Raw genomic sequence first — 16288 nt, 5'->3', positions numbered from 1 at the left:
TCGGCCTCATGTCGGCGATTCTGCGTATAGCGTGAACCGTCCGTTTACCTATCCGCGACATCGGCATACTTATCGCGACCAGCCCCCAACCACCGGGGGTTGCGCGTCGGGAACAGATTGCACCATGTCGCCCATGGATAAGGTTCGCGGCAGCGCCGGCCCCACACTCGCCCCAACACCAATACAGATTCTTTACACCTTGCGTAGCAACCGTTAGCAGCACACCTGATCAGCCACTTTTCGCCGGCCACGCAGATGGCCATGAGGATCACATCGATGGACGTCACCGCAAAAATCAGCCTGGGCGATCCGCTGGAACCCGCACGCAAGGCCACCGCACAAATGCTGCAAGAGCGCGAGCGCACCTTTTCGCTGCCGCAACCGTTCTACAGCGATGAACGGTTGTTCGATATCGACATGCAGGAGATCTTCCAGAAAGAGTGGTTGATCGCCGGCATGACCTGCGAGATCCCGGCCAAGGGCAACTACCTGACCCTGCAGGTCGGCAAGAACCCGATCATCGTCATCCGTGGCGCCGAAGGCGTGGTGCATGCCTTCCATAACGTCTGCCGCCACCGAGGTTCGCGCCTGTGCACCAGCGAAAAAGGCAAGGTTGCCAAACTGGTCTGCCACTACCACCAGTGGACCTATGAGCTGGACGGTCGCCTGCTGTTCGCCGGTACCGAAATGGGCGCCGACTTCGACATGAAGCAATACGGCCTCAAACCGGTGAACGTGAAGACTGCCGGCGGCTATATCTTCATCAGCCTGGCCGAGACTCCACCGGCCATTGATGACTTCCTGTCGACGCTGAACCACTACATGGAACCGTACGACATGGAGAACACCAAGGTGGCGATCACCACCACCTTGATGGAAAAGGCCAACTGGAAACTGGTGCTGGAAAACAACCGCGAGTGCTACCACTGCAACGCGTCGCACCCGGAATTGCTGAAAACCCTGCTGGAATGGGACGACGTCACCGACCCGCGCGCCGATCAGGCGTTCAAGGATCACGTCGCCGCCTCCGCTGCCGCCTGGGAAGCCGAGAAGATCCCTTACGCCCACGCCAGTTTCGGCCTGCGTAACCGTATCGTGCGCATGCCACTGCTCAAGGGCACCGTGTCGATGACCCTCGACGGCAAACAGGGCTGCGCGAAACTGATGGGCCGGATCAAGAACCCGGATCTGGGTTCGATGCGCATCCTGCACCTGCCGCACTCGTGGAACCACTGCATGGGCGACCACATCATCGTCTTCACCGTGTGGCCGATCAGCGCGCAGGAAACCATGGTCACCACCAAGTGGATCGTGCACAAGGACGCCGTTGAAGGCGTGGATTACGACGTCGAGCGTATGCGTCAGGTGTGGGATGCGACCAACGATCAGGACCGTCGTCTGGCGGAAGAGAACCAGCGCGGGATCAACTCCACCGCCTACCAGCCCGGGCCTTACTCCAAGACTTATGAGTTTGGTGTGGTCAACTTCGTTGATTGGTACAGCGAGCGCCTGTTGAGCAACCTCGGCGCCGAGCCTGCGCCATACCTCAAAGGCGTCCCGGTTCAGGGCTAAAAACAAAGGCAAAGGCTTCGCGAGCAGGCTCGCTCCTACAGGGGAACGCATTCCAATTGTAGGAGTGAGCCTGCTCGCGATGGCGTCATTACAATCGCTGCATCACTTCGATGACCACCTCACCGATCCATCCTCCCCAATAAACTCCTCAAATATCTCCTCCCCCACCAACCTGATTTTCGCGTACCCGTTCAACACCCGCAGCGGATATGCCGGGTCCTTGGCATCCTGCGTCTCCGACCACAACACCCGCGAATGCCCGTCCAGCTCGCTGGCATTGCCATAGGGAATCGCCCCGTGCCCGGCACAACGCGCATGCAAACCGCCCTGCTGCGCATACACGATGCCGTTGTGCAGATGCCCCCAATACCAGTAATCCGGTTCACGCCCCAGCGCATCGCACACCGGTTGATACAGCGCGGTCTTGTTGTGCCCGGAAATATCGAAGCCCTGATGATGGCTGAGCACCATGATCTTTTTGCGTTTTGGCAGGCCTTTCAACCACTCGATCTGCGGCTCGTTCAGAGTGCCGTCCATGTACAAATTCATCGCATCAGACGCGTACGCAGAATCCAGCCCTACCACCAGCCAGTCATCGTTGATCAAGGCGAAGTAACTGGTGCCCTTCTGCCCCGGAAAACGCTTGGCCAGCTCCTTGAAATAACCGTGGGCGCCGCTGTACATCTCGTGGTTGGAATTGAGGGTGAACGAGCCATGCGTACCCATCGGCCAGCCAGCCATGTCGACATCTTCCTGGGAGTGACTGCCGGCGTAATACACATCGCCCAAGTGAATGGTGAAATCGGCCTGGGCCAGTTGCATCTGATTGGCCACCGACACCGCCGGCGCATGACTGTCGAACGGCCCGGTGCCCCAGTCGCCGGCAATCGCCAGGGTCACCTCGCGATCCATCTGCACCACCGCCGGGTCAGTACCGAAGGTCGCGTGATGGCGCAGGTTTTCGATCCACTTCAGCAGCGCCTCGCTCCACAGCAGATCCAGCAGTTCCCACTTGCGACAGCCGAGCAGGCTGCCGTCCTTGAGCACCCGGGTCGCCAGTTGATCGGTGGATTGCGGCAACGGCGTGGCATTGCCGATGCGCAGGATCGACAGACCGTGGGACAGCTCCCAGGGTACGCTCGGTTCGTCGTCCGGCAACTCGCCGTTCTTCAGCACGTACTGCGCCTGATCATGTCCGCGTTGCAGCAGCTTGATGATCGCCTGAAACTCCTGCGGCTCCAGCTCGCTGATGAGTTTCATCCAGGCCATTTCCATGCGCGTGAACAAGCCGTGAATGCGCACTTTGACCTTGTCGTATTCGTGTTCCCAATGACTGACCAGTGACATGGTGTAATCCTCTCTCCGTAAGGGTTCACAGGGTTTTCATGAATTCGATCAATGCACGCTTGTCGTCGTCCGACAGAGTCGTGCCATACAGGTGACCGCTGTTGTGATTGCCCTCCAGGCGCGTGTCGTATTTGAAGTCCGCCGAGGCTTTGGCCTGGGCGCCGCTGGTGACGAAACCGACGTTGACCGGGTCGTAAATATCCGAGCCGGTGATGAACACCTGCGGACGTTTTTCCGGCGGTTGCAGTAAGTCCCACAGGGTCGGCACCGAGCCGTTGTGCAGGTACGGCGCGCGCAACCAGACGCCGTCGGTGGGCGTGTTGCTGTAGCTCTGGGTCTTGCGATACGCGCCGAAATCGAACGGCGGTTTCTTGAAGGTGTGGAACGCGGCGACCAGCCCCGTGGTGAACGAGTCGAGCCGGTGCGGATCAGTGCCGAGCTGATCGATGTTGGTCGTGACCTGCCCGGTATCGGCGCGCCCGAAGTCATGACAAGCCGCGCAGTTGGCCTCCCAGATCGGTTTGCCCTGGGCGACCTTGGCCTGATCCAGCGCCCACGGCCACGCCGGCGCCTTGTGCCCGAGCAGCCAGTTGGTCACGCGGTTGAAGCTCGGCGGCAACACCGATTCCGGCGTCGCGCCCACGGCCATCGCGGCGGCGTAGTTGCGTTCGTGGATCTTGTTGTTATTGCCGTCCCAGTGCAGGTACATCGATTCGCGTGGTTTCTGGTTCCACACTTGCGGCAGGTCGACGGTGCCGATCGTCGAGTCATCCGGGAAGCCGAACACCACCATTTTCGTCGGGTTGAAGGTGTCGGTGCGGCCCGGGCCTTGTTGCGGGCGCAGCTTCTGCCAGGCGTAGGCCTGCTTCTGCTTGAGCAATGCGCTTTTGGCCATCGGCATGATCAGGTAGCGGTTGTAGAGTTTCTCGAAGAAGCCCAGCTGGAACTTGCTGTTGATCGCTGCCATCACCGCGTCGGTGGTGAATTTCGGATCACTGGCGCAATCGTAAGCGAACCACTGGAAGGCTTGCAGTTGCAGGGTGTTGGCCGGTGCGCTAGGCACATTGACGGCGACGTCGCTGGCATTGGCCCGGTAGGAGCCGGTGTGGCACAGCGCGCAGTTCGGCTCTACCGTCGGGTAACCGATCTGCCGCTTGGCCATGCCGATCGGCAGGTCCTTGCCGTTTTCGAAGAGGAAGCCAAAGACTTCCCAGCCACCGGGTTTGGGCATTTTCTCCGGGCACATCTGCGGCAGCACGGCGAACAGGTAATACGGGATCCGTGCTTCGATGCCGAGGCCAATGGCGGCGTACTTGTAGTGATCTTCGTCGGAGGCGTATTCCTGCTCCGGCACCACGCGCAGCATCTGATACCAGGTCTCGTAACCGATGAAACCGAGCACCGCGACGACAATCAGCGTGCCAACCTTGAAGGCGTGACTCTGCCATTGCCGCTGCCATGCCGCGCGCCACTCGCGCCAGCCATCGCAAAGCAATGCCCAAGGGCGATTCTCCGGCGTTGTACCGAGGTAGAGCAGAACGCCGAGGATCAGAAAGAAGCTCAGATCGCCCATCAGCATTGGCACGAATACCGAGCCTTGAGAGCTGGTGTTGATCAGGTAGATCCAGAACACCACGGCGATCAACCGCGTCAGCACACAGAGCCAGGAATGCACCACGTAACGCGGCGCGTTGAAACCCGACGGCATGTAAAACACGCTGATGCCAACCAGCAGCATCCCGGCGTTTTCCAGCCATGGATCGGAGAGTTGTGGCGGCAGCCCGACCACCGATGTCAGCAAGCCCGGCGCGAACAGCGCGGGGATGGCGAACACCATGTTCATCGCAATGCCTATCCAGATGAAGCGTTGAAACCAGCGGATGTAGCTGTCCATGTCATCCATTTCCTTGTGCAGACCCAAGAGGTGTAGCGCCTGACCTACCGCTTTCGCGAGCAAGCTCGCTCCCACATTGGAATGCGTGCCCCTGTGGGAGCGAGCTTGCTCGCGAAGCAGTCGACTCGGTCAATAGTCAACCGAGGGCAGTTTTCTCCAGGTGTTCAAGGATGATCGGATAGACATCGACCACCGCGTTCTTGCCGAACATGCAGTCGATGTGACCGTAGCCCGGCACCACCTGCCGGCTGTAGCGCTCCGGCCCGTTGACTTCGCACAAACGCTGGTAAGTCTTGAGGGTGCTTTCGGGCAAATAACACTGGTTGTCGGCGCCGCTGATGAAGCAGATCGGCATGGTCAGGCGATCAAAGTGCGGCATGTACACATCGTTGCCTTTGAAATCCACCAGGTGCCCTTTGCGCACGATCAGCGCCAGGTGCTCGAAGGTTTCGATATTCGACTCGCCGAACAACTCGTGCAGGTTGTCGTGCAGGGTTTCGTTGAGGGTGTCGTGGCGATACAGCGAGGCGTACATAAAGGTGATGCGGTGGCACACCGGGTTGGTGCAATAACCCTGCGCCTCGATCCGCGCGTAGCCATTGAGGGCCTTGTCGTAGAGTTTGTTGAACCAGTTTTCCTTGCTGTCGGCGTAAGCGGTCATCGACTTGATACCGATGGCGTCGAGCATCCCCGGCAAATGCAATCCGGCCTTCAACCCAGTCGCCGTGGCGACCACGGTGTCCGCAGCAATCTGCGAGCAGACCACCGAGCGCACACCCTGCAACCCGGCGAGCAACGACATGAAGAAGGTTGTTGCGCCGTAGCAATGCACCACGCATTGCACATCTTTGGCGTTGGTTTGCTGCTGAATCTGCGCGATGGCCGCCTTGAAGTCGTATTGGGCGATCTGGTCGCCGTTCCACTCCTTCTTGCTCGCCGGCAACAAAATGCTCACGCGGAAATCCAGCAGCCACACGTCGTAATCGTGCTTGCACAAATATTCCAGCAGGTTGGTCTGGATGGTGTCGGTGGAAAAGATATTCGAGCCGACGCCCAAACCATGCACCAGCATCACCGGGCCTTTGCTCCCGGCCTGATACCGGGTCAGGCGCAGTTCCACGCCATCCTGGGTGGGAAAGAAATGCACCGCTGGCGTCGGCGCATCCAGCGGCCGTTTCAGGCGTGGCGGTGCATCCGGGTTGAAGTAAATATCCCCGGCAAACACCCCGCCGTAACTTTCCCAGAGGATCCCGGCGAAGAACTTGCCGAAGCGTGCCAGCCCTTCGATGCGCTCGCGTTCGTTGCGCGCATTGAGCACTTTCATGGTGGTCATCTGCTTGGCGAAATCGGTCGGATGAATGTGCATCACCCCGGAGCCGATCACCTCACCGGTCTTGTCCGGCCCGCGATACAGCGTCACATAGAGCGTGCTGGTGTCGTGCCAGATGTTCAGCACGCCGTTGTCTTCCGGCACAGTTTTGAAGGCGCTGAAGAAATAGTCGTTGCCGTCCTCGGCGGTCAGTTTCATGTCGTATTTCATGTGGCGCGTATCGACCTGTTGCTCGAATTGTTCGAACAGGTTGAACACGCCATTGCTGGCGGTCAGCGGTTGTGGCGACAGTGCCGGAGCAATCACCGTGCCGACAATGGTTGCCGCGTGCTCGGGCTCCTTGATCATGCGGTTGAGGTCGTTGGCGGTGATGGTCAGGGTGAAGTCGATCGGCGAATTGTCCGCCTCACCGCGTTTGGCCGCCGCTTCGTAGACTTTCAGATCAGTGCTTTGCGCCGCGGTGAAGGCGCGAGAGAAATAGCCCTTCATGGTTTCGGTGAACTGCACGCCGAGAGTCGGTGGCGCCACCGGTTTGCGTGGTGCCGATGGCAGCGTGTAATCGATCTGCCAGCCACGGTCGGCGGCGAGCAGGCCCATGTTGCGCTCACTCACAGCGGAAATGGTCAGCAGCGGATTGACCGCCAGCGAGGTCGGAATCACCGCGCCATCGGTCACGTACAGGTTGGCGTAAACATCGCTGCCACTGGCGCCGCTGAACACCTGCCCCTTGTGATTGACCACGCCTTGCGCCGCGTCTTCACCCATCACGCAACCGCCCAACGGGTGCACCGAGACGATGCTGTGCTTGAGCAGTTTGGTCCAGATCGGGTTCTCCACCCACACGCCACCCAGTGCCTTGGTGCTCAGGTGCAGACGTTCGTTGCCGAGCTTGAAGTTCTCCTGCTCGCCAACGCCTGGCCAATCGATGCGCAGTTGATCCTTGCTGTCGAGGACCATCCGCCCCTGGCCGCTGTCATGGCTCATGATCAGGTAAGTCTGCATGTTGTGCAGTGCGCCGTAATACGGGCCGCGCAGAAAGCTTTCCGCTTCGCGCTCCTTGTATTTCACCTTGCCGCTGAAGCTGTCATCCGTGGCCACGCCGATCATCTCGGCAAACCCGGCCATGGCCGGCACCATCGGCCGGCCGAGCGCGCCGGGGATCGAGCCCTCCTCGATGACCATGCGGCTGCGCCAGTCGCCTTCAGTGCGCATGTCGATCACCGAAGTGATACACGGGCCGACCGGGTGCAGTTCCTTGGCCGGGTGCGCGCCGAAACCGATGCCGTTGATGGTCTGCTCGCAGTTGTGGCCGAAGCCGAGGATGTCGCCGTTGCCGCTCATGTTCTCGCCGAGCTGGGCGGACATCACCACACCTTTGTCGCGCGTGCGCAGAAGAATTTCCGTGGAGCCGAGGGTGCCGGCGGAGACCACGACGATGTCGGCCTTCACGAACAACGTCGGCGCGTTGAACATCTCCCGTCCGCTGTCGAGGTACTGGAAGTGCACGATCCAGCCTTCACCATCACGCTCCAGGTGCCGCACTTCGGCCTGGCAGAAAATCTCCGCGCCGTGATTCCAGGCGTCCGGCAGATAGTTCATCAGCGTGGTGTTCTTGGCCTTGTTGTTACAGCCCGACACGCAGTCGCCGCACTGGTTGCACGGCAGTTGCTCGACGCCGACATGGTTGAGGTTGTTCGGCAGCTTGTCGAAGGTCACGTTGATCGGCGGCTTGTAGAAATGCGCGCCTTGCTTGAGGTAATCCGCGGATTTCTTGTTGGCGTCGAGTTTGGGCAGGTTCGGCGCTGTGTTCGGGTAAGGATTGGGTTTGAGCATTTCCCGGGCGCGGGCATAACCGTCCTTGAGCAGCGTATCGCGGTGTTCACGCACCGCTTGCGGCCAGCGCGGATCATCGAATACGCCCGGCTCCGGTTCGAGGGCCACGTTGGCATTGATCAGCGACGTGCCGCCGAGGCCGCAACCGACCACGACGTTCTGCTGGGCATTCACATGTAAATCGAACAGCCCGGTGCGCGAGCCGATATGGCCATCCGGGTCATGCACCTGCAGTTCCTCGGTGGCGGCGATCATGGTGTTGGGGTATTCGCCGGGCTGGATTTCCCGACCGCGTTCGAGCAGGCACACACGTTTGCCGGCACGGGACAGGCGCGAGGCAGCAATGCCGCCGCCGTAGCCTGAACCAATGACAATCACATCGTAGTGTTCCTTGATCTCGCTGATGGGCGTTGCGATCCGTGTCATGAGGTGGTTCCTCTAATCAGGCAGATGGGGGCAACTCTGCGGTTGCCTGCAATCGATGGGCGAACGGGCACCTGGCCACCGGATCAAGTCCGGCGACAGCACAGCGGTCTGGCAGGTGGGGCGCGCTACAGACGAGCGTGCTGATTGGCGGCGCGTCGTAGCGTGCGCTTGCGTGGCGAGGGCGGGGGGCGGTGCGGCTGACTATCCATCATGCGTTCTCCCAGAACCTGATGTGGATAAGTGACGGCTGTCCTTGTGCCATTGCAGTGAAGACAGCGCAGGAATCGAAGTCAAGGCAACGTCTTAGAACTGTATGAAATGTGATCAATTGCCGTTTGGACTATGCCGGACGGGGCTTGCAAGGTTTGGCAAACAAGTTATCCACATAGCCACCCACAGCAAATGGGGGTAACTGTGGATGAGTGAAAAAATAACTTGCTGATTTGTGAAGAAAAATCGTGACTTATCCAGAAGGACGGTTTGCGAGACGCATTGGTTGATTTTTGATCACATTCTTGTAAGCCACGTTCTGCATGGCCTGTAGAGGATGGCAAACATGTTATCCACAGAAGCGCCAACAGAGTTCGGGGGTAACTTTGCCGTATCTGTGGAAAAGCGTTGGAGGCTGTGTGAAATCGAGGTTTGCGCGGGAGTTTTCCATGGAAACAGACGAATTGACTGTTTTTTGATCACATCTTCGCAAGCCACGTTTTGTATGGCTTTCAGACGATAGCGAACATCTTATCCACAGAAGCGCCAACAGAGATTGGGGGCAACTTGCTGAGTTATCCTGCCGAAAAAGCCCTGAAAATCCGTGACTTAGGCTGGTTGTTTTTTGATCGGAGGGCTGTAGGGCTTGATTGGCGCGGGGCGCAGGGATGGGCGAACACGTTATCCACAGATCCGCCAACAGGGATTGTGGGTAAACACTAACCCTCACCCCAGCCCTCTCCCAAAGGGAGAGGGAGCCGACCGCATCGCCTGGTCAAACTCCACCGACCTGAACGAACATTGTGATCTCAGGCTTGGCCAAGCCAAGGTCACCGCGCAATCGCAGGTCGATGTAATTAGCCAATACCACTCGGTCGGTCCCCTCTCCCTCTGGGAGAGGGCTAGGGTGAGGGGCTTTTCAGCGAACAACACCCTCTTCGATCAGCAACTTGAGAATCGCCTCGGCGCCAGCCTGCGCAGTAACCCCCTTGAGCACCTGCCCACCACCCCCACTGGCCTTGGCCGTCGCGGCCTTCATCCGGTCCGCCCCACTCTTGGCCTTGATCACCTTCAAGCGTTTCGGCCGTGGCTTGGCCGCTTGCAAAGTGCCGACCGCGAGCAACTCATCGTCCACCACCTGAACGTCTTCAGCCTGCAAAACCCCACGTCGCGCCGGCCCATAAGCACTCTGCCGAGGCTTCGGCGCAGCGTTATCCACAGTCGCCAGAAACGGCAGCTTCACTTTCAACCGGCGCCGTTGCCCGCGCGGCAACGCTTGCAGCACCAGCGCCGAACCTTCGTTGATCGACTCGACCTGCGCCAGGCCCACCACCAGCGGCCAGCCCAGACCTTCCGCCAGCAAGAACGGCAACATCCCCGAACCTTCGCCGGTTTCCGCCTGGCTGCCGGTCAGCACCACCTGCGCACCGGCATCACGCAGATACGCGGTCAGCGCCGGCAGCGCATCGGCACCAGCCGGTTGCTCCAGCACATGCATCTGCTCAAGCCCCATGCCCAGATAGGCGCGCAAGGCCGGCTCCGCAACGTCGCCGGCATGCAGCACTTGCAAGTTATCCCCAGCCAGTTGCAAACCCAGTTCCACGGCGCGTGCGTCCTGATCAGCGCGGCGTGGCCGCCCGGAAGTAGGGTGAGCGCCGATTGAAACCAGACTGATTACTTTCGTGTTCATAGCGTTTCCTTAAGCCGCATCGCGCTTGGCTTCGTTGCGGTAAGCCGCCACCGCCTCGATCAACGCCTGAAGAATCTCTGCGCTCTCGCCGATCACAGAGAGGTCTGCACGCTTGATCATGTCGCAACCCGGATCGAGGTTGATCGCCACCACCTTGTCACAGGCACCAATGCCTTGCAGGTGCTGGATCGCCCCGGAAATCCCCACCGCAACATACACCCGCGCGGTGACCCAGGTGCCGGACGCGCCGACCTGGCGATCACGGGCCATGAAGCCATCGTCCACCGCCACCCGCGACGCACCTTCGGTAGCGCCGAGTGCCGCCGCCGTTTCGTGGAACAGTGCCCAGTCCTTGACGCCGTTGCCGCCGGAGAAAATGAACTCCGCTTCGGCCATCGGAATCGCTGCCGGGTCGACCGCCACGGCGCCGAGATCTTCAATCCGCGACAGGCTGCGCGCCACTGTTGTGGATAACTCCACCGACAAGGCTTCATGACGGGTTTCGCTGACCGGCTCCGCGCATTCGGCGGCGGCGAGAATCAACCGTGCGAGCGGACGGGCGAGGTCTTGCAGACCCGCACCGGCACGACCGATGCACTCCTGATCCTTGACCTGCCAGACCCGCGTGGCCGGGCGCTCGCCCAGTGCAGCGGCAAAACGCCGGCCGAGTTCGCCGCCACCGCTGCGACTGTCTGGGAGCAGCCAGTGACGCGGGTTGAACTGGTTATCCACAGCGCGCAAGCCTTGCACGCGTTGCTCCGGTGCATAACCACTAAAGGCTTCGCCCTCCAGCACCAGCAAGCGATCGACGCCTGCCGTGGCGAAGGCGTTTTCCTTGTGCTCGCCAAAGACCACCGCCAGCACCGCGCCGTCATTGCCGGCGAGCTGATGAGCGAGGCCGAGCAAGTCGCGATCGTGGCTGCTCAGGCGGCCGCCGACCATGTCCGGCACCACACTGATATAGAACGCCGGGGCCGGCACCTGATGCAGTGGCAATTGCACTTCAACTGTGGCCGAACGTTTGACCGCCCCGCCCTGTTGCGCGCCGCTGCGATCGATCCGCTTGATGCCGTTGGGGCCGATAAAACCAATACCGTGCAGGTTCTTGCGGATGATGCCGTTGGGGCCCATCCAACTGTGTTGCGCCGGTTGCATGGCCGCGTGTAGCGGATGCAAACGGTTACGCGCAATCCATTCGGCGCGCGGGTCGCGGCGGATAATGTCGCTCATCAGTGGGCCTCCGCTGGTTCACGTTTGGCCGGGGTGGCAGGCTTGCTTGGCGCAGCGTCTTCGAGCAGCGCGTCGGCGACCAGTTCGGCGATGTCCTTGATCAGCGGACGCGGTTCGACCACGCCTTCGAGCATCGCCGTGCACTGTGGACAACCCACGGCCACCAGTTCGGCGCCGGTCTCGCGGATGTCTTCCATGCGCATATCAGGAATCCGTTGCTTACCCGGAATGTCGGTGATCGGCGCCCCGCCGCCGCCGCCGCAGCAGCGCGAGCGGAAACCGGAACGTTGCATCTCTTTGATCTCGATGCCGAGGGTACGCAGCACTTCGCGCGGCGCTTCGTACTCGCCGTTGTAACGCCCCAGGTAGCACGGGTCGTGATAGGTCACGCTGTTGCCTTTGTGCTGGCCGAGGTTCAGCGCACCGGCCTGAATGATTTCCGCCATGTAGGTACTGTGGTGCTGCACCAGGTAGTTGCCGTCGAAGGCGCCATATTCGTTTTTCAGCACATGGAAACTGTGTGGATCGCAGGTGACGATGCGGTTGAAGCTGTATTTGGCCAGGGTCTGGATATTGCGTTTGGCGAGCAACTGGAAGGTCGCTTCATCGCCCAGACGACGGGCCACGTCGCCGCTGTCACGTTCTTCCAGGCCCAACACGGCGAAGTCGATTTTCGCCGCTTTCAGCACTTTGACGAACGCGCGCAAAGTGCGCTGGTTACGCATGTCGAAGGCACCGTCGCCGACCCAGAACAGCACGTCGGTGGATTTCTTTTCACTGAGCAGATTGAGGTTCAGATCCGCTGCCCAGTTCATCCGTCCGCCCGGGGCAAAACCGCCGGGGTTGTCGGTGGCAATGAGGTTCTCGAGGACTTCGGCCCCCTTGTTCGGCGTCGCACCTTTTTCCAGGGTCAGGTGACGGCGCATGTCGACGATGGCATCGACGTGCTCGATCATCATCGGGCACTCCTCGACGCAGGCACGGCAGGTTGTGCACGACCACAGGGTTTCGGCGTCGACCAGACCGTTGACGATCGGTTGATGTGGATTACCGCTGTGTTCGCCCACTGGTTTGCCGGGATACGGACTGCCGGCGAACTTCGCATCGGTGCCGCCAGCGAGGCCGACGACCATGTCCTGAATCAGTTTTTTCGGGTTCAGTGGCTGGCCGGCGGCGAAAGCCGGGCACGCCGCTTCGCATTTGCCGCACTGCACGCAGGCATCGAAACCGAGCAACTGGTTCCAGGTGAAATCCTTGGGTTTCTCAACACCCAACGGCGCTGACGGATCATTGAGATCCAACGGCTTCAAACCCGTGGAACGGCCGCCGCCAAAACGTTCGGCGCGACGGTGCCAGGCCAGGTGCAAGGCACCGGCAAAGGCGTGTTTCATCGGCCCGCCCCAGGTCATGCCGAAGAACAGTTCCGACACGCCCCACAACACGCCGATCCCGAGGATGACCGCGAGTATCCAGCCGCCAAAGTTCTCCGGAAGAATTCCGGCCACTGGCAAGGTCAGCAGAAAGAACGACGCCGAGAACGCCAGCAGGCTTTTCGGCAGGCGCATCCACGGGCCTTTCGACAGCCGCGCGGGCGGGTTGCGCCGACGCAGATAAACGAAGATCGCGCCGACGAACATCACTGCCGTCATCAGCAGCAAGGCGTAACCGAGTATGCGGTTATGCAGGCCGAAACCGTGCACCAGCAGCGCCAGCACAATCGACGCCACCGCACCGCCGGCCGTGGCCACGTGGGTGTTGGCGATGTATTTGTCCCGCGCCACGACATGGTGCAAATCGACCATGTAGCGCTTGGGCATGGCGAACAGGCCGCCGATCAGATCGACCTTCGAGGCCCGGCCCCGACGCCACATCGCTACCCGCCGCAACGCGCCGAGGACACCAAGGCCCAGGGCGGCGAACAACAGGATTGGAAGAAGGGTGTTCAACATAGGTGAAGCTCCCAAAGACCGCAGGGTCTTGCAGGTCGAGTTGCCTTACTCGGTCACTGTGGGAGCGAGCTTGCTCGCGAAGGCGGACTGACATTCAACATCGATGTCGACTGATCCACCGCTTTCGCGAGCAAGCTCGCTCCCACAGGGTTGTGTGCAAGCCTTTAGAAGTCTTTACACAGTCTGAGCGCGTCGTAGATGGCGGCGTGGGTGTTGCGCTGCGCCACACAGTCGCCGATGCGGAACAGCAAGTAGCCGTCGCCCGTCTCGCTCAGCGAAGGTTGCGGCTGGATCGCGAACAACGCTTCGACGTCGATCTGGCCCTTGTTGCGCGAACCCTCTTTGAGCGCGTAGTAGATTTCCTCATCCGGACGCACGCCGTTCTCCACCACCACCTGATCGACCACCCGCTCCTCTTTGGCGCCGGTGTATTCGTTTTCCAGCACCGCGACCAGTTTGTCGCCTTCGCGGTAGACCTTCTCCAGCATCATGTCGCCGGTCATGATCACTTCTTTCGGGTACATGCTGCGGTAGTAGGTCGGGAACGACGTACCGCCGATGGCCACGCCCGGTTTGATGTCGTCGGTGACGATCTCGACCTGGCTGCCCTTGTCGGCGAGGAAGTCGGCAACCGACATCCCGGTGAACTCGCAAATGGTGTCGTAGACCAGCACGTTCTTGCCCGGTGCAACCTTGCCGTCGAGCACGTCCCAACTGCTGACTACCAGACCTTCGGCGGCGCCCCAGTGTTCGTTCTGTTCCAGATACGGATGCCCGCCGACCGCCAGCACCACCACGTCCGGACGCAAGTCCATGATGGTCTCGGCATCAGCCGCCGTGCCCAGACGCAGATCGACTTTCAGCCGTGCCAGTTCCAGCTGGAACCAGCGGGTAATACCGGCGATCTGGTCACGTTGCGGCGCTTTCGATGCGGTAGTGATCTGCCCGCCGATGAATTCCTTCTTCTCGAACAGGGTCACGTCGTGGCCACGTTCGGCAGCAACGCGTGCCGCTTCCATCCCGGCCGGGCCGGCACCGACGATCACAACCTTGCGTTTCGGCCCGGTGGATTTCTCGATGATGTGCGGCACGCCCATGTATTCGCGGGAGGTCGCGGCATTCTGGATGCACAACACGTCGAGGCCTTGATACTGGCGGTCGATGCAGTAGTTGGCGCCGACGCACTGTTTGATCTGATCGATCTGGCCCATCTTGATCTTGGCGATCAGGTGCGGGTCAGCGATGTGCGCACGGGTCATGCCGACCATGTCGACGTAACCGCCCTCAAGAATCCGAGTGGCCTGGTTCGGGTCCTTGATGTTCTGTGCGTGCAGCACCGGCACCTTGACCACTTCCTTGATACCGGCGGCCAGATGCAGGAACGGCTCCGGTGGATAACTCATGTTCGGAATCACGTTGGCCAGGGTGTTGTGGGTGTCACAACCCGAGCCGACGACGCCGATGAAGTCGAGCATGCCGGTGTCGTCGTAATACTTGGCGATCTGCTTCATGTCCTCGTGGGACAAGCCGTCCGGGTGGAACTCGTCACCGCACAGACGCATGCCCACGCAAAAGTCGTCACCGACCTCGGCGCGCACGGCTTTCAGTACTTCCAGACCGAACTTCATCCGGCCTTCGAAGGTGCCGCCCCATTCGTCGGTACGCTTGTTGACGCGCGGGCTCCAGAACTGGTCGATCATGTGCTGGTGCACCGCTGACAGCTCAACGCCGTCGAGACCACCGGCCTTGGCCCGACGCGCCGCCTGGGCATAGTTGCCAATCACCCGCCAGATTTCTTCCGGCTCGATGGTTTTGCAGGTGGCGCGGTGTACCGGTTCACGGATGCCCGAAGGCGACATCAGCGTCGGCCAGTTGAAGCCGTCCCAGCGCGAGCGCCGGCCCATGTGGGTAATCTGAATCATGATCTTGGCGCCATGCTTGTGCATGGCGTCGGCCAGGTTCTGGAAATGCGGAATGATGCGGTCGGTGGACAAATTCACCGAGCTCCACCATTCCTGCGGGCTGTCGATGGCGACCACAGAGGAGCCGCCGCAAATCGCCAGGCCGATGCCGCCCTTGGCTTTCTCTTCGTAGTATTTGACGTAGCGGTCGGTGGTCATGCCGCCGTCCGTTGCGTAGACCTCAGCGTGCGCGGTGCTGAGCACGCGGTTGCGGATGGTCAATTTGCCGATCTGGATCGGCTGGAACATTGCTTCGAAAGCCATGGCGGGTTCCTCGACTTACAACGGCTTGACGGTGAACAGGCCGTCGTCGTGGCCTTCTTCGGAGCCACCGTAGACTTGCTCGGCGACGGTGCGAATCTTGCTGCCGCGAGCCTCAAGAATCTGATCCATGGCCCCGGCAAACCAACCGGTGAACATGTAATCGACTTTGCGCCCGACCTTGCCGTACACGTAGACGAACGCCGAGTGCTCGAGCTTGACGCTGGCAGTGCCTTTGTCGAGGTCGATGTCCTGGATCTTGAACAGGCCCCAGCCGCGCTGCGACAGGCGCTTCATGTAATGCTCGAATACCGCGACGCCTTCCAGGCCGTGGCATTCAGCTTCTTTCTCGCACCAGTGCCAGGCGGACTTGTAGCCGGCCTTGTAGAGGATCTCGGCGTAGGCGTCAGCACCCAGAACTTCTTCGATGCCCATGTGGTTGTTGACGAAGAAGTGGCGCGGTACGTAGAGCATTGGCAGGGCATCGGAGGTCCAGACACCGGTCTCGCTGTCGACTTCGATTGGCAATTGCGGGGCGATCTTGGCCATGGAAACTTAACTCCAGAAAAATAGTGGATTCAGTGG

At 60.5% G+C, this 16288-nt stretch carries 9 protein-coding genes; 1 reads left to right on the top strand and 8 read right to left on the bottom strand.

Annotation, left to right across the window (positions count from 1 at the left end; genetic code table 11):
* Positions 1-276 precede the first annotated feature (276 nt).
* Complete coding sequence (gbcA, locus tag H8F23_RS17645; RefSeq protein WP_194935237.1) at positions 277-1572, top strand: glycine-betaine demethylase subunit GbcA; 1296 nt, start codon at positions 277-279, stop codon at positions 1570-1572.
* A gap of 102 nt (positions 1573-1674) precedes the next feature.
* Here gbcA and H8F23_RS17640 read toward each other — a convergent pair whose 3' ends face one another.
* The 8 genes from H8F23_RS17640 to H8F23_RS17605 all read right to left on the bottom strand — a co-directional run bounded on the left by H8F23_RS17640 (position 1675) and on the right by H8F23_RS17605 (position 16252).
* Positions 1675-2919, bottom strand: a complete 1245-nt coding sequence (locus H8F23_RS17640) for a metallophosphoesterase family protein (protein WP_194935236.1) — start codon at positions 2917-2919, stop codon at positions 1675-1677.
* 25 nt (positions 2920-2944) lie between these two features.
* Positions 2945-4813, bottom strand: coding sequence for a c-type cytochrome (locus tag H8F23_RS17635; protein WP_194935235.1), 1869 nt, complete (start codon positions 4811-4813; stop codon positions 2945-2947).
* Between the two features lie 136 nt (positions 4814-4949).
* Entirely contained in the window at positions 4950-8402 is a 3453-nt protein-coding gene (locus tag H8F23_RS17630) for an alpha/beta fold hydrolase (RefSeq protein ID WP_194935234.1), read from the bottom strand.
* Positions 8403-9531: 1129 nt separating this feature from the next.
* Positions 9532-10302: an electron transfer flavoprotein subunit beta gene (etfB, locus tag H8F23_RS17625; RefSeq protein ID WP_194935233.1), complete on the bottom strand. Its 771-nt coding sequence runs from the start codon at positions 10300-10302 to the stop codon at positions 9532-9534.
* A gap of 9 nt (positions 10303-10311) precedes the next feature.
* Positions 10312-11532, bottom strand: a complete 1221-nt coding sequence (gene etfA / locus H8F23_RS17620) for an electron transfer flavoprotein subunit alpha (protein WP_194935232.1) — start codon at positions 11530-11532, stop codon at positions 10312-10314.
* Positions 11532-13481, bottom strand: coding sequence for a dimethylglycine demethylation protein DgcB (dgcB, locus tag H8F23_RS17615; RefSeq protein WP_194935231.1), 1950 nt, complete (start codon positions 13479-13481; stop codon positions 11532-11534). The genes etfA and dgcB overlap by 1 nt, the downstream gene beginning before the upstream one ends.
* Before the next feature lie 164 nt (positions 13482-13645).
* Positions 13646-15706 carry a dimethylglycine demethylation protein DgcA gene (gene dgcA / locus H8F23_RS17610; RefSeq protein WP_194935230.1) on the bottom strand — a complete coding sequence of 687 codons (2061 nt, stop codon included), beginning with the start codon at positions 15704-15706 and terminating at the stop codon, positions 13646-13648.
* 15 nt (positions 15707-15721) lie between these two features.
* Positions 15722-16252 (bottom strand): DUF5943 domain-containing protein, encoded by a 531-nt coding sequence (locus H8F23_RS17605; RefSeq protein ID WP_005792152.1) that lies wholly within the window; start codon positions 16250-16252, stop codon positions 15722-15724.
* Positions 16253-16288 lie beyond the last annotated feature (36 nt).

The sequence above is a fragment of the Pseudomonas neuropathica genome (assembly GCF_015461835.1).
GTDB classification, from domain to species: Bacteria; Pseudomonadota; Gammaproteobacteria; order Pseudomonadales; family Pseudomonadaceae; genus Aquipseudomonas; species Aquipseudomonas neuropathica.
Note: the sequence above shows the minus strand (reverse complement) of the source record. Positions and strands in the feature narration are given on the sequence as shown.

What these genes read in the sequence shown, in the direction of transcription:
- gbcA (WP_194935237.1), top strand. Translation starts at nt 277, where the DNA reads ATGGACGTCACCGCAAAAATCAGCCTGGGCGATCCGCTGGAACCCGCA.
- etfB (WP_194935233.1), bottom strand. Translation starts at nt 10,302, where the DNA reads ATGAACACGAAAGTAATCAGTCTGGTTTCAATCGGCGCTCACCCTACT.
- H8F23_RS17635 (WP_194935235.1), bottom strand. Translation starts at nt 4,813, where the DNA reads ATGGACAGCTACATCCGCTGGTTTCAACGCTTCATCTGGATAGGCATT.
- H8F23_RS17605 (WP_005792152.1), bottom strand. Translation starts at nt 16,252, where the DNA reads ATGGCCAAGATCGCCCCGCAATTGCCAATCGAAGTCGACAGCGAGACC.
- dgcA (WP_194935230.1), bottom strand. Translation starts at nt 15,706, where the DNA reads ATGGCTTTCGAAGCAATGTTCCAGCCGATCCAGATCGGCAAATTGACC.
- H8F23_RS17630 (WP_194935234.1), bottom strand. Translation starts at nt 8,402, where the DNA reads ATGACACGGATCGCAACGCCCATCAGCGAGATCAAGGAACACTACGAT.
- etfA (WP_194935232.1), bottom strand. Translation starts at nt 11,532, where the DNA reads ATGAGCGACATTATCCGCCGCGACCCGCGCGCCGAATGGATTGCGCGT.
- H8F23_RS17640 (WP_194935236.1), bottom strand. Translation starts at nt 2,919, where the DNA reads ATGTCACTGGTCAGTCATTGGGAACACGAATACGACAAGGTCAAAGTG.
- dgcB (WP_194935231.1), bottom strand. Translation starts at nt 13,481, where the DNA reads ATGTTGAACACCCTTCTTCCAATCCTGTTGTTCGCCGCCCTGGGCCTT.